Source organism: Streptomyces alboniger, assembly GCF_008704395.1.
GTDB classification, from domain to species: domain Bacteria; phylum Actinomycetota; class Actinomycetes; order Streptomycetales; family Streptomycetaceae; genus Streptomyces; species Streptomyces alboniger.
The window spans coordinates 7,754,268-7,776,332 of the sequence record NZ_CP023695.1 but is presented as its reverse complement, the minus strand read 5'-3'; the positions used below and the strand labels follow the sequence as shown (position 1 = coordinate 7,776,332).

The following is a 22,065-nucleotide window of genomic DNA, read 5'->3' as shown; positions in this document are numbered from 1 at the left end:
AAGCTATGCAGATCATTTGCCGGGCCTACAGCCACCCGCACGTCATTGCGCTGACCGAACGCCTACAGGCCGAGTACGTGCATATCTACGGGGCCCCCGACGAGAGCCCCACCGAGGCCGAGCAATTCTCGCCGCCCAACGGGGCGTTCGCCGTGGGATACGAAAACGCGCTGCCCATCGCGATGGGCGGCTGGCACTTCCGCGAGGACGGACGCGCGGAGCTCAAACGCATATACGTCACAGACAGGCAGCGCGGAAAAGGTCACTCCCGTTCCATCCTGGCATGGCTGGAGGAGTCAGCCGCGGACGCAGGCGCGCCCACGATCGTTCTGGAGACGAACCAACGCCACCCGGCGGCGATCGGCCTGTACCGGTCACACGGCTACACGGAAGTCCCGCCCTTCGGCTACTACGCCGACGACCCGCTCTCCGTCTATCTGGGCCGGCAACTGCGCGTCCCGTCCTGACAGCCGGACTGGCCGGGCACGGGTGGCTGTTGGCGGTCGCAGGGCGGTGAACACCCGCTCCCAGGTGCCGGAAACCGCCTAGTCCCGGAGCACCACCACCGCCTTGTCGAAGGCCGAGTCGCGGTCCTTCGCGAACTCCTCCTTGGTGAATACCGGCGTACGCAGGTGCGGCGGGATCCCGGCGCCGTCAAAGGTCCGGCCCGAGCGGGTCAGGAACTCCTCGTTCGGGAGCCGGAGTGCCATACCGTTGGGGAGTTTGCGGTCGAGTACGTCCGAGAAGACGCCCTGCGTGGGCTCCCCTATGCGGACCGTCCTGCCCGGCCGGTCCATCAGGGCCTGGGTGAAAGTCTCGCCCGCGCTGACCGTCGAGCCGCTCGTCAGCACGGCGACCGGACCGGTGTAGCGGGGGGTGCCCTTGACGGGCCGTACGGTGATGGGCTGCGGGCGGGTGTACTGGGTGCGCTTGCGGTAGGCGACGTACGGGGTGTCGGTCAGGCGCTCGGCGATGTGCAGGCCGAGGGCGTCGGAACCGCCACCGTTGATCCGCAGGTCGATGATCAGCCCCTTGAGGGAGGCCGTGCGCTCAGGGGTGAGGACGGTGTCCAGGGCGTTGTCGAGTTCGGCGAGCTGAGCGGCGTACGAACGGTCCTTCGTGTTGTAGGCGGCGAACCCGGAGATGCGCAGATAGCCCTTCCTGCCCGGCAGATCCGCATAACTGATCCGGCCGTTGGCGAATTCCCGCGGCTTCTTGCCCTTGAGGTCGCGCCGGACGATGTGGTTCTTGACTTTGGTGTCCAGCTCCTTACTGGGCACGGTCGTCCCGGGGCGGATCCGGTAGAACCTGCGCTCACCGTCGATGACGGCGACATGGGCGTCGTACAGAGGCTTCACCATCTTGCTGAAGAGGGCAAAGAGTTCGTCCCTCGTCGTGTCGGCGTGCACCTTGGGCCGGTACGTGTCCCTTACGGCGTGCCAGTCGATCCCCTTGGCGGCGAAGAAAGGGTAGTTCTCCTCGAAGGACTGCCAGAAGACATCGAATGCCGTCACCGGGTCCTTGGGCATCGGGAGGTCACGGCGGCAGGATTCGGGAAGTTCCGCGACACGCCGCAGCTCCCGGTCGCCCGCCGATCCGGCCACATGCAGGGAACCCTTTGACAGGACAGTCATGACCGTCCCATCCGCAGCGCGGTACTCGCCCGGTGCCGTCTGCTTCGCGGAGTCGCCCTTCAGACAGCTGATATCGGTCGTCTGGTACTCCTGCAAGCGGCCGTCCGCGATGGAAAGGACGGTGCCGTAGCCCTCCACACGCCATACGCCGTCGACGGACGTCGGCTGCTGAGGCCCGCGAGCCCCTTGAGTCGCCGCGGCGGGCGCGATCGCGCCTCCCGAAAGGGCCAGCACCACGGCTACCGTCGCGGCCTTCGAGCTCCTGTGTCGCACCGTCTTCCTTTCCCTGTACGCGGCTTGCGTCAGAGGACCGACGATCCAGGACCGGACCGCCCTCGCACCATCCGGCGGCCCGGTTGATCAACCGGGGGGTTATCCCCATGCCGTCAACGCGTCGCCCCCGCCGGGGAGGACCGCGTGGCTGCGTCTCAGGTCACGCTCGCAGGTCGGCTCGGCCACGGTGTGCTGTCCAGGACGGGCGGACCATCGAGGCGTGACGTTGTCTGCCTGGTGCCGCCGAGGACGATGGACAGTGCCCGCACAAGTAGGGCCAGTGGTGCGGGGAATGCTCAGCGTGCCGCCTGGATTGGGCCCAAATCGGCGGTCGACATGGTGGCCATCCCGCAGTACGAGTGGGCGCCGGCCTCGACGCAGCGGGTGTGGCCACGTCGCATTGGAAACTGACGGGCAGGTTCCGAGAGTTGTTCCCCACGGTGGCCTTGGATGCGGACGTACTGTTCGTCGACGACGGTGACATCCTCACCTCGGCCGGTGCCGCCTCCGGCGTGGACGCGTGCCTGCACCTCGTCCGCAAGGACCACGGCGGCGAGGTGGCGAATCGCGTCGCGCGCCGGTGCGTGGTGCCGCCGTGGCGGGAGGGCGGTCAGGCCCCGGCACGGCGGCGACGCGGGAGTGGGCCCTGGGGCGGCCAGAGGAGCCGCTGACGCTGGCCGACCTCGCCGACCAAGCCCGGATGAGCCTGCGGACGTTCATCCGACGGTTCGGGGACGAGGTGGGGATGAGCCCGGGACGGCGGCTGACCCAGCAGCGGATCGCCCGGGCGCGGGAGTTGCTGGAAACCGGCGGCCTGCCCATCGAGCAGATCGCCGCCCGCGTCGGCTTCGCCACGCCCGCGTCACTGCGCCAGCACCTGCGCACCGCGATCGGCGTCTCCCCCAGGCCTACCGCCGCACCGTCCAGACCGCGGGCGACCGCTGAACTCCTTACATCTGTGATCTCAGCACGTCGACCTCACAGCCAGGTGCGGACGGGTCGAAGCCGTGCTCGACCAGCCAACGGACCCCCAGGAGGCTCCGCAGCGACCACCACGCGCGAATCACGTCGAGGTCGACGTCGGTGCCATAGCCGACGACGACGTCACCGAGGCGCTCTTGGTGTCCGAGTGTCAAGGTGGCGAGGTCGTACAGGGCATCGCCCTGGCCCGCCTCGGACCAGTCGATGATGCCCGTGATCTCGTCGCCGGCGGCGAATACGTGAGCGATCTGTAGGTCGCCGTGCGTGAACACCGCAGGGAACGGCCGGAGCGCGGCCTCGGCGACCTGGCGGTTGCGGGTGACCAGGTCGGCGGGCAGGACGCCGTGCGTCACGAGCCACTCGCACTCACTGTCGAGTTCCGCCGTCAACGCGTGGACGCTCCGTCCGGCCCGGCCGGGGCGGGGCGGCAACGGGGCATCATGCAACTGCCGGATGGCGGTGCCCGCCGCGGCCCACGCCGCAGGCGAGGCGGTCGACGGCTCGCCGAGGCGGCCGAGCGCCGTCCCCGGCACGGCAGCGATCGCGAGCACGGGCGGCTTGTGCCACAGGATTTCCGGGGTCGGGACCGGCGCCAGGGCCATCGCCTCGACCTCGACGTCGATGCGCGCCTGGTCGGCGTCCACCTTCAGGAACATGTCGCCCACGCGCAGGGTCACGCGCTCGCCATGGGCGACGACGACCTCGACCTCATCCATGGCGACCAGCATCCCGCATGACCGTCGACATCGCCGGGAATATTACCTGCGAGCGCCCGGCTGCCCGTGGCCCGCAACCCGGTGGCCTCATGCTCGACACCGACCGCCGATCAGACCACTCCGACCGCTTCGCCAGGAGATCCGTGCCTAGACGCCATTTCGTCTGGTGTGATCTTGCGGCAGTCTGGACCGGTGACCTCTTCGCTTGTGAAGCGGATGGCGCCGGATGGCCTGTGGGGGTTGTTCGAGCGGGTCGTTCCGCCAGCACCGGAGCGCCCGCAAGGCGGCGGTCGGCGACGGCACGGGGACCGGGAGGTGCTGGCCGCCATCATCTTCGTCGCCACCTCGGGGTGCACCTGGAACCAACTGCCACCGGGCTTCGGCCTCTCGGGGGTGACCGCCTTCCGCCGGTTCACCGAGTGGACCGAGGCGAGGGTGTGGGCCAAGCTCCACCGCCTGGTCCTCGACGAACACGGCCGGCGCGGCGAACTGGACTGGTCGCGGTACGCGATCGAGTCGGTCAGTGTCCGCGCCCTCAAAGGGGGCGGTTGACGGGACCGACTCCGATCGGCCGCGGCAGGAGCGGGTCGAGAATCCACCTGCTCGTTGATCGCCGCGGCACGCCGCCCATCCGCCCGCGTCGCGACCGAGGCGCCGGGGCCCGCCAAGCTCCATGACGACATGGGCTACGACTGCTTCCACCTGCGGCGCTGGCTCTCCTTGCGCCACCCCCCATATGCCACCGCAGGCTCGCCAAATGAAATGGCGTCTTATGAGGCTGTCGGCAGGCGTCGAGGCATGGCGACAGCCGTCGATGGGTCTTAAGTCCTATGTACGGCCGACTTGACGATCTGACAACCTGCCCGTAGTTGTGACCCACCACTCGGGAGGGCTGGAGAGTTGTGAACGGCCCCCGGTGGTCGGGTTTTCTACGTCCCCGCATTGGTGCGTTTGGTCCGACACGCGTCGGGGGCCGGGTGTGTGCCGCGCGGCTGGGTGCGGTGGTGCTGCCGCACGCGCGCGGTCGGGGTAGTCGTCAGAACCGTTCAGGAATGTGCAGTGAAAGAGGGAGCAGTGACGACCGAATTGCAGCGGCCGGTGGATGACCCGATTGTCGTTGATGATCTCGAGCGCCTCTCGTTCCGGGTGGATCGTCGTGCGTACACCGACGATGATGTTGCGGCGCAGGAGATGGCGAGGATCTTTGATCGCTGCTGGTTGTACGTGGGGCACGAGTCGGAGGTGCCGGAGCCGGGTTCCTTTGTGTCGCGTGAGGTCGGCGGGCGTCCGGTGATTTTGGCGCACGGGTCCGACGGGGCGATCCGGGTGTTTGCCAACAGTTGTACGCACCGTGGGGCTCTGCTCTGTTCGCAGCCGGCTGGGCAGGTCAAATCGTTCCGGTGTCCTTATCACGACTGGACGTTCTCCAACAAGGGTGAGCTGACCGGGGTGCCGATTCCGGACGGGTACGGGCCCGGTTTCCGGAAGGCGGACTTCGGTCTGGCGCAGCACCGCAGTGACAGTTACCGGGGTTTTGTCTTCGTCACCTTTGATCCGCAGCAGCCGCGTACTTTGACGGAGTATCTGGCGGGGGCTACGGAGTACATCGATCTGGTCGCTGATCAGTCGGAGACGGGGATGGAGGTGATTCAGGGCGCGCAGCTGCACGGGGCTCAGGCCAACTGGAAGCTCATGATGGAGAACAGCGTCGATATCTATCATTTCCGGGCGCTGCACAAGCGGTATGTCAGTTATATGCAGTCGTTGGGGTCGGTGCCGCCGCGTCGGCGGGGTGGTTTCGGGCGTGCTCTGGGTCTGGGTCATGGGGCCAATGAGCTGCCGCCGGCCGCTGCCCGTCCGCTGGCTCACTGGACGCCGATGTTCGATCCTGAGCTGCGGCCGCGGATGGAGGCGACCGCGGCGCGGTTCGCCGAGAAGTTCGGTGCCGAGCGTGCGCAGCGGATCACCGGTATGAATCGCGCGTTGATGATCTTCCCCAATTTGATGATCATTGATGCGATTGCGCTCACGATCCGCAAGATCGACCCGGTCGGTGCCGACCGGATGGCTATCACTTCGGTGGCGCTGGCCCCCAAGGACGAGGATCCGGAGATCCGGGAACTCCGCAAGAGCCACTACCTGACGTTCCTTGGTCCCGCCGGTTTCGCGACGCCGGACGACATCGAGATCATCGAGTCGTGCCAGCGCGGTTACCGCAACCGCACGGTGCGCTACTCGGATCTGTCGCGCGGTATGAACAAAGAGATTCCCGAGACGACCGACGAGCTTCCTGCCCGCGAGTTCTGGCGGCAGTGGGACCGGCTGATGCACGGCGACGACGGTCACTTCGAGGTCGCTCACCAGGCCGAGCTGCAAGGGGCGGAAAAGGAATGACCACCGAACTGAGAGTCGATGACGCGGCCCAGGTGAGGCTGTGGCACCGGGTGAGCCAGTTCCTCTTCCGTGAGGCCCGGCTCCTCGACGAGTGGCGTCTGACCGAGTGGTACGACGAGATGCTCACCGACGACATCCGCTACGTGGTGCCCGCCACCGACGTCCGCGGCGAGGTGGCCGGTGCGCTCGGGCTCATCGATGACGATGCCGCCCGGCTGCGCCAGCGGATCGAGCAGATCCTCAACGGCGAGGTGTGGTGCGAGGACCCCCGGTCACGGACCAACCGCGTGATCAGCAACGTGGAGATCCTGGCTGATCACGGCAGTTACCTCCAGGTGGCGGCGAATGTCGTCGCCTACCGCTTCGGACACGGGCGCTCCGACGCCTACGTCGGCAAGTACCGCTTCGAACTCGTCCCCGAAGGCGAGTCGTTCCGCATCCGCAGGCGCGAAGTCATCCTCGACCACGAAACGCTCTACGAGCACGGCAAGCTCAGCATCGTCCTCTAAGAGGCACGCCTGTCCGCGGTGATGCGAACGTTCGCCCCCTACGGAGGAATTGATCGATGAATCAGCCGTCTGCCCGGCACGAGCGGGGCGAAGCCATCTTCAAGGAGGTCTTCGGCCGTGAACCGCGCCCGGGTAATTACCCGGAGTTCCTACAGATCACCGTCGAGCACCTCTTCGGTGAGATCTGGGCCCGCCCGCAACTGAGCCTTGAGGAGCGCGAGCTGGTCGCCCTGACCGCGGTCGCGCTGGCGCGGACCGACTGGGAGTTGCGGGGCCACATCGGCGCCTCCCTGAATCTCGGCATGTCGCGAGAGAAGATCATCGAAGTCATCATCCAGCTCGCCTACTACGGCGGCTGGCCGGTCGCCAACAACGGACTGCGCGTCGCCCAGGAAGTCTTCGCCGAGTTGGACAACGCCACCGGGAAGGACGCGGACCATGACCAGTGAGACCACCTCTCTCGACCCGGCGGAGAAAGTCGATCTCTGGCGTCAGCGGTACTTCGAGGCCCAGACGGGCGCGGACGAGTTCGTCCTCGGAGAGCACGGCGAAGAAGGCCTCGCCCGATGGATTGAGGCGAACTCCCGCATCACCGCGGACCTGATGAGAGCGCAACGGCCCGAGGGGTTATCGGCTACCGATCACTTCATGACCCGGATGCAACGTCAGCTGTTGCTGTACGACTCGGACGTGTCCATTGAGCCTGATCCCTCGGGCCCCGTCCTGCGTAACGCCGAGTGCGGGATTCTCCGGTACCGCAAGAAAGCTGCCCGCGCCGGCGTCGCCCTGACGTTCAAGTCACCGTGCGGGTACTGCCAGAAACTCAACACCGCCATCGCCACCCGCTACGTGGACCCGGACGTCACGGTGTCATGCGAACTGGCGGGCGACGGATGCACCTGGCGCGCGGAGCGTCCCCACGCTCCAGGGGAGGACTAGGCGCCTCTGCCGGGCCCCCGACCGAAACGTCTTCCAGCACTTCTCGTGCCAGTCAACCGGAGTGATTAGGTATGCCTTTGTCGATGGTCGACAAAATGATCCGCCTCAACCTGATGTCTTTCACGCGCCCCCTCAACGTGACGGAATTCATCCCGGCGCTTTCGACGTACCGCGTTGAGCGGCCATTTTCGCTTGACGATTTTCGCGAAGCGGTCGGTCACTACTTCAACGAGAACCCCCTGTTCTCGAAGTGCTACTTGATCGAACGGCAGTTTGAAGATCCGGAGGACTTCCCGATCTCATCCTTCCAGGAGGTCGTGCTCGACGAGTACCTCAATTACTACGACGGCTTCCTGTTGATGTCCGTCACGTACAAGTCGAACCCCAACATCCAGGGGATCTTCACCGCCTTCCCCATGTCGATGCAGGACGGCTACAGGTGCTTCCGCTTCCAGCAGGCGCTGATGAGCACCATGAAGACAGGAAAGGACCAGTTCCGCATCGCGGAGACGATCGCGGAGCTTCAACTGCGGACCGATGACCTGGGCCAGTATCTCCCCGCGAGGAAGCCTTTCATCGATGATGATGAAGCGGTGCGGATGATGCCCTGGGTACTTCGGGAGACCATCGAGCCGACCCAGAAGATCGGCCCCCATCTCGACATGGTCAAGGAAGAATTCCTCAGAAGGCAGAGCGGGAACCTTCTCGTGATGAAGAACGCCTCGTACGGCTCAAGCCTTCACTTCGGGAATCATCTCATGTACCTGCTTGTTCCGAGCGAGGTGGTCGCTCGAAGCAGTGGTAGTCAGATCCGCGACTACTACAAGGCACAGGCAGCCGAAGTCGAGAAAAAGGTCGCGCAGTTGGAGACGCCCGAGGAACTTGCAGCCGCCGGCGAGGCTGTGATGCCAGGGATCATCTCCCACCCCCGTCGATTCGGCGTCAACAACTACGGTGACGTCTCGCCGTATGACGGGTCCGACTTCAGTCCGGAAAAGGGAACCCTCCTCAAATATCAGTGGCACATGCCATACGCCGTCTCGCGGGGCGCGGCCGCGGAAGGGTCGGGAATGCATATGACCTTCACCCTCAACGGTAAGGCGCACCATTTCCTGACACAGCGGCGATAGCGAAAGACGAAGACGCGTTCTCAAGGCGGGGGTGATCGTTCATGCGCCCGCCTGTTCGCACGACATCACGAGCAGCAGCTTGAGCCGGGAGTAGCCATGAAGATCCTCAAGTCTTTTTACAGGGTATACCTTCGAAAGACGGAACTCGAAGCAAGTAAAGAGTTCTACATGGCACTCCAAGGAGTGGACCGCCCGCACCACGAATTTCATTACGCGGAGTTCAACCTCGATATCGTCGGGATCGGAAGCATTCTCCTGCTCGCGGGAGACAAGGCTGATACCGAGCGGTTCGAGCCTACCAAGCTGACCTGTTTGGTGGATGACCTGGAGGCCGTGCGCGCCTACTTCATCCAAACCGACATCAAGATCATCGACGATATCAAGGTTGTTCCTTCAGGGCACAACCTGCGCGCAATGAGTCCGGACGGAACGATCGCCGAGTACGTCCAACACAGCGATGACTTCAAGCGCAAGATGGCTGGAAACGCCTACGACTGAACATGCCCGTTCCCATTGAGCCAGTGCGCTACCTCCTGCTCACCTGAGTAGTTGTCTGCAACTTCGGAGCGACGAGCTTCCCAAAACGGGGGATCCACTTCGTGACTACGCCTCTCACTCTCACATCGTTATCTGAAACCGATGTCACTTCGGATGCGGAGCGCGAGGGTCAATGGCTTCGCACTCTGCCGGCCCAGCAGCAACCGCGGTGGAAGGACCACCGTCTGGCTGAACAGGTCAGCGGCGAACTCCGTGATATGCCCGGCCTGGTGGCCTGGGACGAGGTGCGCCAGCTGCGGCTGCTGCTCGCCGAGGTCGCGGCGGGCACATTGCAGGTCCTCCAGGCGGGGGACTGTGCCGAGGATCCCGCGGACTGTGTTCCCAAGGTGCTCAGACGCAAGGCCGGCATGCTGGATGCGCTGGCCGGGGCGATGCAGGCCCAGACCGGTCTGTCCGTGGTGCGGGTGGGCCGGATCGCGGGCCAGTTCGCCAAGCCCCGCTCCTCCGACCTGGAGCGGCACGGGGACATCGAACTCCCTGCCTTCCGTGGCCACTTCGTTAATGATCCGCGTCCTGATCCGCAGTTGCGTCAGCCGGATCCGGCGCGTCTGCTCGCCGGTTACCGGGCGGCTTATGCCGGTACGGAGTTCTTGCGCCGGCTCGGCGGTGCATGGGGTCTGCCGGCCGGGGCGCCGGTGTGGACGAGCCACGAGGCCCTCGTGCTGGACTACGAGCTGCCGCTGCTGCGTCAGGACCGGCAGGGCCTGCTGCTGTCCTCGACGCACTGGCCGTGGATCGGGGACCGTACCCGCCAGCTGGACGGTGCGCACGTGCAGATGCTGGCCCGCGTCCACAATCCGGTGGCCTGCAAGGTGGGTCCGACGATGACGCCCGCTGAGCTGACGCAGCTCTGTGCGGTCCTTGACCCGGCGCGTACGCCCGGCCGGCTGACGCTGATCTCCCGGATGGGCGCGGATCGTGTGGAGGAGTGGCTGCCGCCGTTGATGGCCGCTGTCCGTGAGGCGGGGCATCCGGTCATCTGGCTGTGCGATCCGATGCACGGCAACACCCAGCGCGGCCCTCTGGGCCGCAAGACCCGCCTGCTGACCAGCGTCACCCGCGAAGTGGAACTCTTCCAGGAAGTGGCCGGCGCGCAGAACGTGGTCGCCGGGGGACTGCACCTGGAAGCCACACCGGACAACGTCGGTGAATGCGTGGCGGACGAGTCACGCCTCGATGACCTCCTCGACCCCGTGGGCTACACCACCCACTGCGACCCACGCCTCAACATCGACCAGGCCGTAGCAGTCGTATCCGCCTGGCACCGCTGAACGACGCGACCACCGTCCACAGAACAGGTCGACGGCCACCCGCTTGACACCTTTTCACCCGGCTTGCCGGCCTGGTGTGCGCTGGTGTCGAGGTGGCCGTCGACCTGCGGGCCCGGGAGCGGACACGGGGCCCACACCTAGGCCCAGTGGTCGTCAGTCGAGGCCTTCGATGATGCGGAAGTCGCGCTCGACGGCGTCACCAAGTACGTCCAGCGCCTCCTGGTAGGCGGCGCTCTCGCGTGCGGCGACCGCCTGTTCGAAGCTGTCGAACTCGATCAGGACGGTGCGCTCCGCGATTCCGGCGTCGTGCGCGACGACCCGGCTGCCGAGGGAGAGCGTCCGCCCGCCCGCGGCCTCGATGGCTGGAGCGGTCACCTTGTCGTAGGCAGCCACCTTCTCGGGGTCTGCGATGCTGCGGTAGACACTGACCCAGTAGCCCTTGGCCACGGTTCCTCCTGTGTTCGGAATTGATTGACGATCAGAAGCGTGCTCAGACCATGGTCGGCGCGCTATGGGTCGGCGAGCCGACGGAGACAGCTTCGAAGTATCGGACACGGCTTCGATCAAACCGGCTGGGGCTGCGAGCGGGTTGGTCTCGAGCGAGCGTCGGCGGGTGAGGGCGAGCCAGGTTTCCGAAGCGGTCAGCGATGCTAGCGTGTCGGAAATCGAAGCGTCAATCCTGGAGAGCTGGACGTCCCGACATGCCAACACCCAGACCTGGCAACCCTGTTCGCGGCTCGACCACCGGCCGCCCCCTCATGGCCGCACTCGATCTGTTCGGGCGGCGGTGGAGCCTGCGCATCCTGTGGGAGCTTCGCGCGGGTCCGCTTGGTTTCCGCCCCTTGCAGAGGCGGTGCGACGACATGTCCTCCAGCGTGATGCGGCAGCGCCTGGCCGAACTGCTGGATGCGCAGGTGATTCGCCAACTGCCGGACAGCCGCTACCAGCTCACCCCGCTGGGCGAGGAGGCCCGTCACACCCTGGACCCCCTCGCCCGCTGGGCGGAACGCTGGGCGGCCACGATAGACCCGCAAGGGGCGGACCACACCGACGATCCATCGCGCATCGCACTGGCCTCAAGCCATCTGGAGGGTCAAGCCGTCCGGAGGAAGGGGAGGAAGGGGTAGTCGGTGTAACCCTCGGCGCCCTGCGTGTAGAACAGTTCCGGCCGCGACTCGTTCTCGGGATGCCCGCCGCGCCAGCGCTCGACCAGGTCGGGGTTGGCTATCAGGGCCCGGCCCACGACCACGGCGTCGGCGTGGTCGGCCTCGATCCGCCGTATCGCCTCCTCACGGGTGGTCTGCCAGAGGAAGGAACTGTTGACGATCATCTTGCCGTCGAAGCGCTGCCGCAGCTCCTGCACCAGCGCGCCGCCCGGCTCTCTGTGCAGGATGGACAGGTAGGCCAGGTCCAGCGGGCGCAGTTGGTCCACCAGGGTGCCGTAGGTGGCCAGGACGTCGTCCCGGTCGGTCTCGAAGACACCCTGGCGGAGGTTCTCGGAGGTCATCTCCGGTGAGATTCGCAACCCGACCCGCTCGGCGCCCACGGCCTCGGCGACCGCCGTGACCACCTCGACGACGAAGCGAGCCCGGTTCTCGGGGGAGCCGCCGTACTCATCGGTGCGCTGGTTGGCTCCCGGGTAGAGGAACTGATGCAGCAGGTAGCCGTTGGCGCCGTGGAGTTCCACGCCGTCCGCTCCCGCGTCGACGGCCCGGCGGGCCGCTGCTACGAAGCTCTCCAGGGCCTCCCGGGTCTCGGCGATGGTCATCGCTTCCGGCACGGCGAAGGGCTGCTCGCCCTTCGCCGTGAACGGAATGTTGGCGTCTATGGCGATCGCGCTGGGGGCAAGGATGCGGCGGCCCCCGTTGATGTCGGGGTGTGTGGCGCGGCCGGCGTGCTGGATCTGTAGGACGATGCGGCCGCCCTCGCCGTGCACCGCCTCGAACACCTTCTGCCAGCCGGCCGCCTGCTCGTCGGTGGCGATGCCCGGCGCGCCGACCCACCCCTGCGCCGCATGGTCGGGGTAGGTACCCTCGGTGATGATCATTCCGACGCTCGCCCGCTGCCGGTAGTACTCGGCCATCAGCTCCCCGGGGATGCCGGAGGACCCGGCCCGCACCCGGGTCAGCGGAGCCATGACGATGCGGTTGGCGAGCGCTATCTTCCCGAGGGAGACCGGGGAGAAAAGCGATGCTTCAGACGGATCGGGTGAAAGTTCCGATGTGCTGACAGACATGGGTATCCTTTCACAATTGGGTGGATAACGAGGTGAAAGTGAGCCGTTCCCTCATGGGAACGGGTCATGTACACGTCACACCCCAGGGGGACCGAACCCCCACCACAACCATTCGCGCAGGGGAAATCCCCGGTTGAGGGAGCGGTTCCGCACGGCTCACCGGGGCGGCCCAGGCTCACCGGGTTTCGCGTGCGTGATCGGGTGTGCGTGCGTGATCGGCTGTGCCTACGGCTCGGTTCAGACGCTGATGGCGGGCGTGGTCCTGCGCAGCCACAGGTCGAGCGAGAGGACGAGTTCGATGGCTGCGCGTCCGGTGTTCGTGTGCTCGCCCTGGGGTGCGGAAACGGCGCGGCGGAGGGCGTCCCGGTCGAGGAGCTGGTGCACCGGGGCCGTGGAGTCGGCGACGACGTCCGCGAGGGTCCGGCGGAGTTTCGCCATGTAGGAGGGGCTCTGCGTGACGGCGTAACTGGCCTTCTTGCGCTGGAGGATGGGCTCGGGTACCAAGTCCCGCGCGGCCAGGCGGAGCAGGCTCTTCTCGCGTCCGTCGAAGGTCTTCATAGCCCAGGGGATGTTGAACGCGTACTCCACGAGCCGGTGGTCGCAGAACGGCACGCGCACTTCGAGGCCGACGGCCATGCTCGTCCTGTCCTTCCGGTCGAGCATCTCCGGAAGCCAGCGGGTGATGTGCATGTGGCCGATCTCCCGCATCCTGCGTTCCAGGCCGCTTTCGCCCGGCAGCCTGGGCACCTCGGCCAGCGCTTCCTGGTAGGCGTTCTTGGTGTGCGCTTCCATGTCCAGCTCCGCCAGCAGCTCCGGCGAGAGCAGGGTGAGGCGACTGGTGGCGGGGTCCCCCAGGCTGAAGGTTTCGAGGCCCGCCCACGGGAACTGCGCGGCGTTCACGGCTTCGGGCCGGTGGAACCACGGGTAGCCGCCGAAGAATTCGTCGGCGCCCTCACCGGAGAGCGCGACGGTCGACTTACCGCGGATGGCTCGGAACAGCAGGTACAGGGAGGTGTCGAGGTCGCCCCAGCCGGCCGGAACGTCGCGGGCGGCCGCGACGGCCTCACGGGTGCGCGGGTCCATCAACTCGGCGTCTTTGAGGACGAGGTCCGCGTGGTCCGTGTCGGCGTGGGCGGCGAGCAGCCGGGCGTAGGGAGGGTCGGGCTCTCCGCGCATTTCCGAGGCCTCGAACTCCGCATCGCTCTCGAAGTCCACAGCGAAGGACGGGATACGGGCGCCCTGCGCCCGCATCGCGCGGGCCGCGATGGCTGTGATGAGACTGGAGTCCAGGCCTCCGGAGAGCAGGACGCACTGCGGAACGTCGGCGACGAGCTGCCTGCGGGTGGCGTCCTCCAGAAGGTCGCGGACCGTCGCGGCCGTTACCTCCAGGCTGTCGGTGTGTTCCTGTGCGGTGAGCGACCAGTACCGGTTGATCCGGCTCCCGGTGTCACGTACATGTACGACCGTGCCCGGTTCGACCTCGCGCACATGTGTGTAAGGCGTCCTTCCCGGCGTCCTGGTCAGCGAGAAGACCTCACGCAGGCCCTCGATGCCGACGTCGCGACGGGCCTCAGGGTGCGCGAGGATGGCTTTGGGCTCGGAGCCGAACAGTGCGCCCGCCGAAGTCGGTTGCCAGAAGAGGGGCTTGACGCCGAGTCGGTCGCGCACCAGCAGCAGTTCTTCCTTCCGCCCGTCCCACAGGGCGAAGGCGAACATGCCGTTGAGTCGCTCGACGAACGCGTCACCCCACTGGAGATACGCGCACAGGACGACTTCGGTGTCGCTCCTCGTCTCGAAACGATGTCCCTGCTGGGTAAGTTCGGTGCGCAGTTCCTGAAAGTTGTAGATCTCGCCGCTGTACGAGAGCGCGACCGTGGCCGCGGTGCCGTGGCCGGCGACCTCGCGCCGCATAGGCTGACGGCCGCCGGGCAGGTCGATGATCGCCAGGCGCCGGTGCCCCAGGAGAGCGTGCCGACCCTGCCAGATGTCACCGGCGTCCGGCCCCCGGCAGCTCATTGTCTCGGTCATCGCGGCCACAGCCGTCCGATCCGCCGCGCCGAGGTCCCGGTCGAATCGAACTAACCCTGCGACACCACACATGACTTGTCCTTCCATAGGGCGAGTTATTAGATCCTGAAGAGAATGTGGCCTGGACCAGCTCTCGGTCAACCATAGCCAGGGGACGGGCAGTTGACGACTGGATGTCGGCGGCCTGGGCCCGCCGGTAGACCAGGAAGTGTCCTCGCCCTGCCGGGCAGGCGAGCGGCCGCGGACACGGAGCAGGTCCGCCACGATCTGGCGGACCTGTTCCTGACGGGCCAAAACAAGAGGCCGCGGCCGCTCCCCCGATGCCGCGGCCGATCGCGCTACTCGGCGGTCGGCGCCGTCGCGAGCTTCGCCTCCGCCAGCCGGGCGAGCACCGCCTCGCTCAGCGCCTGCGCGGCGGACAGCGGCCGGACAAAGACGCTGAACTCCTTGATCCGGCCGTCGTCCGCGAAGTACAGCTGGTCGATCCCGTGGATCTCCTCGCCGTTCACGGTGCCGCGGAAGACCAGAATCTCCGAGGGAGCCTCGGTGCCATCGGCGCTCGTCGCGGCGACGCCGGTGTACTGGGCGACGTAACGGAAGTCCTCGAAGGTGCGCAGCAGGACGTCGAAGAGCCCGAGGATCGTCTGCTTGTCCTCAAGGGGCTTGAGCTTCGCGAGGCTGTAGAGGATGGTGTCGTCGGTGAAGAGGTCCTCCAGGGCCGCGACGTCGCTCTGGTCGATGGCGGCTCGGAAACGCTCGACGGTGGTCTTGGCGGTCACGGTTCATCCTCCACGTACGGACGCGTACCACTTTGTGACGGACGCGTACTACCCATGAATATGATTGGTGTTGTTCATGAGTATCACCACCGCGGGGTCCGGCGACAGAGGAGCCCGGGGTTCCGCAACCGCTCGACCGCGCACACCCTGGTGGTGCCCTGCGCCGGTGTGGGCGCCGTTCTGACGTGTCGTCACTCCGCCGTGGCCACGGTGATGCCGAGGGCGATGAAGAGACTGCCGCTGATCCGCTCCCAACGGCGGCGCCAGGACGGGCGGGCCAGCGCCGTCCGCAGGCGTGCGGCGAAGCCTACGAGAGCCAGCCAGTAGACGACACCGACGAGGACGTCGAGGGCACCGAGCAGGAAGATCTGCCGCGTCGGTGAACCGCCCCGGTTCACGAACTGCGGCAGGATGCTCAGGAAAAACAGTGCGGCCTTCGGGTTGAGCACGTTGCTGAGAAACCCCTCGGCGAAGCTGGCCCGGCGACTGTGCCCACGCTCCCCCGCCGCGGCCCCGTCGGAAGAACAACGCCCGGGCGCCTCCTCGCGTCCCGCCGCACCGTGCCCGCCGCCGTGCTCGGTGTCCTTCCGCGCGGCCAGCAGAGCACGTACGCCGAGATGGACGAGGTAGGCGGCGCCCGCGAGTTTGATGACGGTGAACGCGAGGGCGGACTGGGCGGCGATCGCCGACAGGCCCAGCGCGGCGGCGCACATGTGCACGCAGAGGCCGGTCTGGGCGCCGAACGCCGCCGCGCGCCCGAGTGACGCCCGGCGGGCGGCCGCCCGTACGATCACCAGGAAGTCCGGACCGGGCACGAGATACGCGAGCATCACGACCCCGAGGAAACCGACAAGGTCGACCGACATGATCCCGCTCCGTTCTGCGTCCGGCCGCCGGACGCGTCCTGGCCCTCTGGGTTCCACCGGAGCCGCCCCTCATGCAGCGCGCCAACTGCCCTGTGCGCGGGCGCGGGTTGTGGACGTCGCCGCTGTGGCCTCGCTCAGGGGCCGGGGACTGCCTTGGCCCGGGGGTTGCGCTCGAAGACGGACCAGAACGAAGACGAGCAGTAGGTGCAGTTGGGGCCGAAGTACAGGCCACGAGCCTGCTCGTCGCGCATGAGGTGGAAGCGGAACCACGCGGTGACCGGGCCGTGCAGGCCGGGGATGCCGTAGTGGTCGGCGCCGCGTTGTTCGGCGTAGATGGCAGGCACCTGGGTGGCCTGGCTGTAGGTTCTGCGAACCGTCGAGGGCGGCACGATGGTGTCGTTCTGACCGGCGTAGAACACCGCGGGGCCCCGTACGCGGCTGCCGCTGCCGAACGCGAGGGGGTAGATCGGCGCGATCGTGTCCACCCGGGGATCGGCACTGGCGTCGACCGCCGCTCCGCCGCCGAAGGAATGGCCGGTGGCGCCCACGTTGGCCAAGTCGACCTTGCCCTGGTAGGCGCTGCCCGCCCGGCCGTTCTCGGTTGTCAGGTAGTCAAGGCCTCGCAGCATGGGCCCTCCTGTGCCCGCGTTGCCTTCCGCCGCGGCGACGATGAAGCCGTGTGAGGCGAGGTGGTTCAGCAGGGGGGCGTACCGGTCGAGCCCCGAGCGGGCTCCGTTGTTCCACAAGATGACCGGGTGCGTGGTGCAGCCCAACGTCCCCAGGTCGGTCGGCCGGAAGACGGTCGTGCCTCGGCCGTTGGACGCGGAGCTGACGGGGAACGGGCCGGGCGCGTCCCACTGGCCGTTGACCGACGGGCAGGTCGAGGACGTCGCCCCGGCCGCGGTGGTGCCCGTGACGCCGCCCGCCGCCAGCAGGGTCAGGGCGGCGAGCACGGTGCCTACGGCGCGGCTCGCGCGACGACGTTTCAGGGCGCGGGGAAGGGAAGCCATGGTTCTCCTCTGCTCGAACAGGTACTGCCTGTCGGGGAGTTGCCGGGAGTTGGACGAATGGTGTCGAGTGCGAAGCCCGGCAGGGCTCCGTGCACGTCCCCCGTGACCGGGCGGTGTGTCAGTCGTTCTCGTGCGCGGTGATGAACGAGCGCATCTTCGCCAACGCCGTGGCATTCGAGATGATCACGAGGTGGTTCGGGGCCGTCGGCCCACTCATCAGGTAGTTCTCGTCTGCGCCGGCCAGCTTCGCGGTGTCGGTCGGTGTGGCGTTGTAGTCCGCGGTCGACCTGATCGTGAGGTAGTCGACCTTGTCGTTGAAGGGGACTTCGGAGGGGTTGTTCAGGGCCTGGAGGAAGGGGGTGTTCGGGGAGGCGAACTGCTGGCAGGCCACGTACCACTGGCAGCCGTTGTTGGTGGTGCCGTGCTGAGGTCCGGCGAAGCCTATGTACTGGGAGACCTTGTCCGCGCCGTCGAGGTTCTTGATGTAGTACCGGGCAGCCAGGGTGGAGGCGGACCAGGTGGCGAGGACGACCTTGTCGGCCCCGGTCTGGCCGCGGACCTGATCGACCTTGGCCGAGAGTTCCTTCGCGGCCTTGGCCAGGTCCTGCGTCATCGAGCTGCTGTCCGTCCAGGTGAACAGCCGGTTCGCGGGCCAGCCGTTGGTCTGGAGGTTGGACTTCATGGCGTTCATGTTGGCCGGTGAGCCGGTCATGCCGGGGATCATGATCACGGGGTCGTGTGCGGCGGCGGGGGCCGACCGGGGCGCCGCGCTGGACTCCTGGGAGGCAAGGCCCAGCAGGCTCGTGGTCAGCAGAGCCGCGATGGAAGCGCTGAGCAACCGTGTACGGGCTGCTCGCCGGGTGCCGGTGTGAGTCGATGCCGTCCCGCGGGGCCGGGTGGACGCAAACAGCATGGGGGTGCTCCTTACTGCCGGGGGGCCGAGCGCTCATGTGCGGCTCACACTCGGAGTTACGCCGACAGGGGTTGGGGGGTGTGACACAGAGCACGCTAGAACCACCGGTCGCGGCAGGCAGATGGGTGCAGTACACGTCTTTCACCTCCCGCGGTGTCTGCTCCAGCCATTACGTCTCGGCCTCAGTGGCCGGCAGGCGCGGCGACACAACCGGCGTGCGCCGTCGGCACCTTGGCCCCGGGAGCACCGAGTGGGCGCTCGGCACACCTCCATCGCCTCACCTATGTGCGCTGCTGCTCTCGTAGCGCCCCGGAGCGGCGCCCTACCGTCGTAGCGGCGCGGCGGGGGCCGTCAGCGCCGTGCGGTCGTCGTGGCCGCCCGCCCGCCGTGCGAGCAGAGCCGTCGGCGTGTGCGCCGCCTTCCGCCGAACCGCACCCATCCCCCAGTCCTGGAGGTCAGGCACATGACTCGGTTCGGCATCATCGGCGGCGGGCTCATGGGGCACGGGATCGCCGTCGCCCTCGCCCAGGCGGGGCACCATGTCGCCGTGTTCGACGCGGATCCCGCGACCCTGGCCTCACTCGACGAACGCATCGCGCGGGCACTCGAACGCTGCGCCATGCCGCCGGCCGGCGCCGGGCCGGTCACCGCGCGCATCACGGCGGCGAAAACCCTGTCGGACATGGTGGTGGGTGTGGACGCCGTCCTCGAAGCCGTCCCCGAGCGACTTGACGTCAAGCAGCAGGTCCTCGATGCGCTGGAAGCTAAGATTCCGGCCGTGACGCCGGTGTGGTCGAACACCTCGGTGCTCTCGCTCACCGAAGTGGGCAAGGGCATGCGGCACCCGCAACGGCTGGTGGGAGTGCACTGGTGGAACCCTCCCTATGTCATGCCGCTGGTCGAGGTCGCCCCGGGCGCGGAAACGGACCGACGGTTCGTGCAGGAGGCGTGCGACCTGCTGACCGGGATGGGCAGGACGACGGTGCGCCTGCACCGCGATGTCCCGGGATTCATCGGCAACCGGCTCCAGTTCGCGCTGGTGCGGGAGGCACTGCATCTGCTGGAGCAGGACGTGTGCGACCCGGTGACGATCGACACGGTCATGCGGGCGAGCCTGGGGCTGCGCTGGTCGTCCGTGGGCCCCATGGAGAACGCGGACTTCATCGGCCTTGACCTGACAAGGGACATCCTCGTCAGTCTGGCGCCCCACCTGTCGGCCGCGGTCACCTTTCCCGCGCTCGACAAGCCGCTCGACGCCGGGCACCGGGGCCGCGCCTCCGGAAGCGGGCTGCTGACCTGGCCTCCCGAGCGGGGGGAGGAGGTGGCGGAACGCCTGGAGAACGGCATTCGCCGCAACCTCGTCGAGCCGTAAGCCTCCGACCGGCCCGCCGCAGGGGTAGCGATGACGCCTGTGCGGAGGGAAGTGGTTCGCCGCGGACCGCTCCGGTGCCCCACCGGCGATGCGGCGCCATACTTGCCGGGCTGCGACGGCACAGGTCTGGAGGGCGGATGGCACAGCCGTACGACATGTCTTTCCTGGAACTGCTGCTCAGCGACGCCGACTTGGAAGCCTTCGACGAGGTGCTCACGTCGGCCCGCGCCGCGGGACGGCCGCCCGGACACCTCGACGCGCTGGAGCAGGAACGGGCGATCGCGCTGCGTCTACGGGAGAAGCTTCTGCGGCACCGCCGCAACGAGGCGGAGCTGCAACTGCTCAACGACACCGCGAACGACCTGGCCTCCTTGCGGGCCCTCGACCCCATCCTCCAAGCGATCGCCGACCGGGCACGGCGGCTGCTCGACTGCGACCTGGCCTACATCAGCCTCAGCGACCGCGGCCGCGGTGACAGCTATATCAAGGCGGCCGCGGGCAACATCTCCGGTCTGTTGCGTGAACTGCGGTTGCCGGTCGGCACCGGGGTCGGCGGAATCGTGGCGCGGACAGGCGAGCCGTACTTCGCCGCCTCCTACCTGACCGACGATTCCTTCACCCACACCTGTGAGATCGACGAGACCGTCGCCGCGGAGCGCATCGAATCCCTGCTGGGTGTGCCGGTCAAACTCAACCAGCGCGTGATCGGGGTCCTGCTGGCCGCTCACCGCAGCCAGCGCGAATTCAGCAGTCGGGACATCACCGTCCTCATGATGCTCGGCTCACACGCCGCCGTGGCCATCGAGAACAGCCGCCTGCTCAGTGCCGCCCAGGAGGCCGTGTCGGAGCTGCGGGTCGCCAACGACACCATCAGCTCCCACATGGCGGACCTGGAACGCACCGCGGAGGTCCATGAACGCCTCACCCGCCTGGTCATCCAGGGCAACGGCGTCGACGAGGTCGTGCAGGCGACGGCGGCCGCGATCGAGGGCACGGTGGTCGTCCTCGACGAGGAGGGCGCCGTCGTGGCCCGGTCCTGCGGTCAGGACACGGTGCCGGCCGACGAACTCGGCCGACTCAGCGCGGAGGCCTGGCAGGCGGGGCACACCGTGATCCGCGCGACGCGGTGCGCCGTTCCCCTGATCACCGAGTCCGAGCCCCTTGGCACGATCATCCTCAGCGCCACCGCGCGGGTCGACGCCACCGACCGGCGCATCCTGGAGAGGGCCGCGCTGGTGGCCTCCCTCGTCCTCGTCACCCGCAGGCGCATGGCGGAGGCCGAAGCACGCGTACGCGGAGAACTGCTGGGCGACTTGCTGGCCGCGCACGGCAAGGACTACGACCTCCTGCGGCACCGGGCCGCCCTGCTCGGCGTCGACCTCGCCACCTGCCGCACCGTGGTGGTGGCCCGGATCGACGACAAGCCACACGAGCGGGTCTTCGCCGCCGCCGCGGCCATCGCCCGGCGCTCCCACGGCCTCGCGACCTTCCGGCGCGACACCGTCGTCCTGCTGCTGCCGGGAGAAGACCCCCAGGACCTGGCGCGCCGCGCCGTGGACGAACTCGCGCGCACCTCACGCCACCCCGTCACCGCCGGAACAGCGCGAGCCGCGGACCCGAGTCACGTCGCCGCCGCCTTCCGTGAGGCGGACAACTGCCTGCACGCCCTGGTCGCCCTCGGCAGGACCGGCGAGATCGCCGACACCCGCGGACTCGGGTTCGTCGGAGCCCTCTTCAGTGGCGAGCCGGCCACCGCTTCCTTCATCGAATCCGTCATCGGCCCGGTCATCGCATACGACCGCACCCATCGTTCCGACCTCGTACACACGCTCGACACGTACTGCCGTACCGGCCAGCACGCCCGCAACACCGCGCACGAGCTGCACCTCCACGTGAACACCGTCACCCAACGCCTGGGCCGGGTGAGCCACCTCCTCGGCGCCGCCTGGCGCGACCCGGAACGACTTCTCGAAATCCAGGTCGCGCTGCGGCTGTTGAGAGTCAGCAGGCTTTGACAGGCGCCCCTTCCAGCACTCCCCCCTGCCCGCTATGGCCACGGCGCCCGCCCACTTCCTCGGTCACCTTGTAACCGGGGACCGAGGGCCAGCGGACCGTCAGCACCACGGACTCCTCCTCCGCGAACCAGGAGTGATCGACGCCACGGCCCCACACCACGTAATCCCCCTGCTCGGCCAGGAGAACACTGCGTCCGGGCAGTTCCACTCGGAAGCGCCCTCTGATGAGGACCAACAGGGCGGTGCGCTCTTCGCCGGTCACCCACTGAGCCCGCTCATCGCCCTGCGGGTGGACGCCCCACTTGATCTCCACGTCCTCGCTGTGCCGAGGATCGGAGGCGTCCTTGAAATGCCCCAGCAGCCATCCCCGGTCCAGCGTCGCGTCCCTGCCGGCATTGCCCACATACACGTTGTCGGTCATGGCTTCGCAAGGTAGCAGCC

Annotated in this window: 21 protein-coding genes and 2 pseudogenes; 13 read left to right on the top strand and 10 right to left on the bottom strand. The window is 67.5% G+C overall.

Annotated elements, in window-relative coordinates; genetic code table 11:
• The first annotated feature begins 5 nt into the window (after nucleotides 1-5).
• On the top strand, nucleotides 6-467 hold the full coding sequence (locus CP975_RS33960) for a GNAT family N-acetyltransferase (protein WP_055534081.1): 462 nt from the start codon (nucleotides 6-8) through the stop codon (nucleotides 465-467).
• A 78-nt stretch (nucleotides 468-545) separates the two neighbouring features.
• Here CP975_RS33960 and CP975_RS33955 read toward each other — a convergent pair whose 3' ends face one another.
• Nucleotides 546-1,907 carry a S41 family peptidase gene (locus CP975_RS33955; protein WP_055534082.1) on the bottom strand — a complete coding sequence of 454 codons (1,362 nt, stop codon included), beginning with the start codon at nucleotides 1,905-1,907 and terminating at the stop codon, nucleotides 546-548.
• A gap of 365 nt (nucleotides 1,908-2,272) precedes the next feature.
• On the opposite strand from CP975_RS33955, the pseudogene CP975_RS33950 reads away from it, so the two are divergent.
• A pseudogene (locus CP975_RS33950) lies at nucleotides 2,273-2,852 on the top strand (GlxA family transcriptional regulator); the annotation flags it as partial.
• A gap of 5 nt (nucleotides 2,853-2,857) precedes the next feature.
• Here CP975_RS33950 and CP975_RS33945 read toward each other — a convergent pair.
• Nucleotides 2,858-3,604: a phosphotransferase family protein gene (locus CP975_RS33945; protein ID WP_055534085.1), complete on the bottom strand. Its 747-nt coding sequence runs from the start codon at nucleotides 3,602-3,604 to the stop codon at nucleotides 2,858-2,860.
• A 192-nt stretch (nucleotides 3,605-3,796) separates the two neighbouring features.
• On the opposite strand from CP975_RS33945, the pseudogene CP975_RS33940 reads away from it, so the two are divergent.
• The 8 genes and pseudogenes from CP975_RS33940 to CP975_RS33905 all read left to right on the top strand — a co-directional run.
• Nucleotides 3,797-4,330: pseudogene (locus tag CP975_RS33940) on the top strand (transposase); the annotation flags it as partial.
• 348 nt (nucleotides 4,331-4,678) lie between these two features.
• Entirely contained in the window at nucleotides 4,679-5,998 is a 1,320-nt protein-coding gene (locus CP975_RS33935; protein WP_199783155.1) for an aromatic ring-hydroxylating oxygenase subunit alpha, read from the top strand.
• Nucleotides 5,995-6,507, top strand: coding sequence for an aromatic-ring-hydroxylating dioxygenase subunit beta (locus tag CP975_RS33930; RefSeq protein ID WP_150477706.1), 513 nt, complete (start codon nucleotides 5,995-5,997; stop codon nucleotides 6,505-6,507). The genes CP975_RS33935 and CP975_RS33930 overlap by 4 nt, the downstream gene beginning before the upstream one ends.
• A gap of 56 nt (nucleotides 6,508-6,563) precedes the next feature.
• Complete coding sequence (locus CP975_RS33925) at nucleotides 6,564-6,956, top strand: carboxymuconolactone decarboxylase family protein (protein WP_051820489.1); 393 nt, start codon at nucleotides 6,564-6,566, stop codon at nucleotides 6,954-6,956.
• Nucleotides 6,946-7,446, top strand: a complete 501-nt coding sequence (locus CP975_RS33920; RefSeq protein WP_070321240.1) for a hypothetical protein — start codon at nucleotides 6,946-6,948, stop codon at nucleotides 7,444-7,446. Before CP975_RS33925 ends, CP975_RS33920 begins: the two co-directional genes overlap by 11 nt.
• An 83-nt stretch (nucleotides 7,447-7,529) precedes the next feature.
• Nucleotides 7,530-8,576 carry a hypothetical protein gene (locus CP975_RS33915; RefSeq protein WP_150477705.1) on the top strand — a complete coding sequence of 349 codons (1,047 nt, stop codon included), beginning with the start codon at nucleotides 7,530-7,532 and terminating at the stop codon, nucleotides 8,574-8,576.
• Between the two features lie 96 nt (nucleotides 8,577-8,672).
• On the top strand, nucleotides 8,673-9,074 hold the full coding sequence (locus CP975_RS33910) for a VOC family protein (protein WP_055532011.1): 402 nt from the start codon (nucleotides 8,673-8,675) through the stop codon (nucleotides 9,072-9,074).
• A 185-nt stretch (nucleotides 9,075-9,259) separates the two neighbouring features.
• A complete protein-coding gene (locus tag CP975_RS33905) occupies nucleotides 9,260-10,405 on the top strand; it encodes a 3-deoxy-7-phosphoheptulonate synthase (protein WP_055532019.1) in 1,146 nt (381 codons plus the stop codon).
• Nucleotides 10,406-10,558: 153 nt separating this feature from the next.
• On the opposite strand, the gene CP975_RS33900 is transcribed toward CP975_RS33905, so the two are convergent.
• A complete protein-coding gene (locus tag CP975_RS33900; protein WP_030785126.1) occupies nucleotides 10,559-10,852 on the bottom strand; it encodes a DUF1330 domain-containing protein in 294 nt (97 codons plus the stop codon).
• 311 nt (nucleotides 10,853-11,163) lie between these two features.
• Here CP975_RS33900 and CP975_RS33895 point away from each other — a divergent pair, with 311 nt between their 5' ends.
• Nucleotides 11,164-11,532, top strand: coding sequence for a winged helix-turn-helix transcriptional regulator (locus CP975_RS33895; RefSeq protein WP_342788006.1), 369 nt, complete (start codon nucleotides 11,164-11,166; stop codon nucleotides 11,530-11,532).
• Here CP975_RS33895 and CP975_RS33890 read toward each other — a convergent pair.
• From CP975_RS33890 to CP975_RS33865, 6 genes are all read right to left on the bottom strand, one after another.
• The gene (locus CP975_RS33890; protein ID WP_055532009.1) at nucleotides 11,499-12,641 is read right to left on the bottom strand and encodes an alkene reductase; all 1,143 of its coding nucleotides are present in this window, start codon (nucleotides 12,639-12,641) and stop codon (nucleotides 11,499-11,501) included. The genes CP975_RS33895 and CP975_RS33890 overlap by 34 nt on opposite strands.
• A gap of 237 nt (nucleotides 12,642-12,878) precedes the next feature.
• Nucleotides 12,879-14,741, bottom strand: a complete 1,863-nt coding sequence (gene asnB / locus CP975_RS33885) for an asparagine synthase (glutamine-hydrolyzing) (RefSeq protein ID WP_055532007.1) — start codon at nucleotides 14,739-14,741, stop codon at nucleotides 12,879-12,881.
• A 266-nt stretch (nucleotides 14,742-15,007) separates the two neighbouring features.
• Nucleotides 15,008-15,448 carry a nuclear transport factor 2 family protein gene (locus CP975_RS33880; protein WP_055532005.1) on the bottom strand — a complete coding sequence of 147 codons (441 nt, stop codon included), beginning with the start codon at nucleotides 15,446-15,448 and terminating at the stop codon, nucleotides 15,008-15,010.
• A 191-nt stretch (nucleotides 15,449-15,639) separates the two neighbouring features.
• Nucleotides 15,640-16,314, bottom strand: coding sequence for a LysE family translocator (locus CP975_RS33875; RefSeq protein ID WP_055532003.1), 675 nt, complete (start codon nucleotides 16,312-16,314; stop codon nucleotides 15,640-15,642).
• Between the two features lie 134 nt (nucleotides 16,315-16,448).
• Nucleotides 16,449-17,324 (bottom strand): alpha/beta hydrolase family protein, encoded by an 876-nt coding sequence (locus CP975_RS33870; RefSeq protein WP_070321239.1) that lies wholly within the window; start codon nucleotides 17,322-17,324, stop codon nucleotides 16,449-16,451.
• 118 nt (nucleotides 17,325-17,442) lie between these two features.
• Nucleotides 17,443-18,237 carry an esterase/lipase family protein gene (locus CP975_RS33865; protein WP_150477702.1) on the bottom strand — a complete coding sequence of 265 codons (795 nt, stop codon included), beginning with the start codon at nucleotides 18,235-18,237 and terminating at the stop codon, nucleotides 17,443-17,445.
• Between the two features lie 463 nt (nucleotides 18,238-18,700).
• Between CP975_RS33865 and CP975_RS33860 the strand changes: the two genes are divergently transcribed.
• Together CP975_RS33860 and CP975_RS33855 are read left to right on the top strand one after the other, a co-directional pair.
• Nucleotides 18,701-19,609, top strand: coding sequence for a 3-hydroxyacyl-CoA dehydrogenase family protein (locus tag CP975_RS33860; RefSeq protein WP_055531996.1), 909 nt, complete (start codon nucleotides 18,701-18,703; stop codon nucleotides 19,607-19,609).
• A gap of 137 nt (nucleotides 19,610-19,746) precedes the next feature.
• The gene (locus CP975_RS33855; protein ID WP_055531994.1) at nucleotides 19,747-21,624 is read left to right on the top strand and encodes a helix-turn-helix domain-containing protein; all 1,878 of its coding nucleotides are present in this window, start codon (nucleotides 19,747-19,749) and stop codon (nucleotides 21,622-21,624) included.
• On the opposite strand, the gene CP975_RS33850 is transcribed toward CP975_RS33855, so the two are convergent.
• The gene (locus tag CP975_RS33850) at nucleotides 21,611-22,045 is read right to left on the bottom strand and encodes a cupin domain-containing protein (RefSeq protein WP_055531992.1); all 435 of its coding nucleotides are present in this window, start codon (nucleotides 22,043-22,045) and stop codon (nucleotides 21,611-21,613) included. The genes CP975_RS33855 and CP975_RS33850 overlap by 14 nt on opposite strands.
• Between the last annotated feature and the right edge of the window lie 20 nt (nucleotides 22,046-22,065).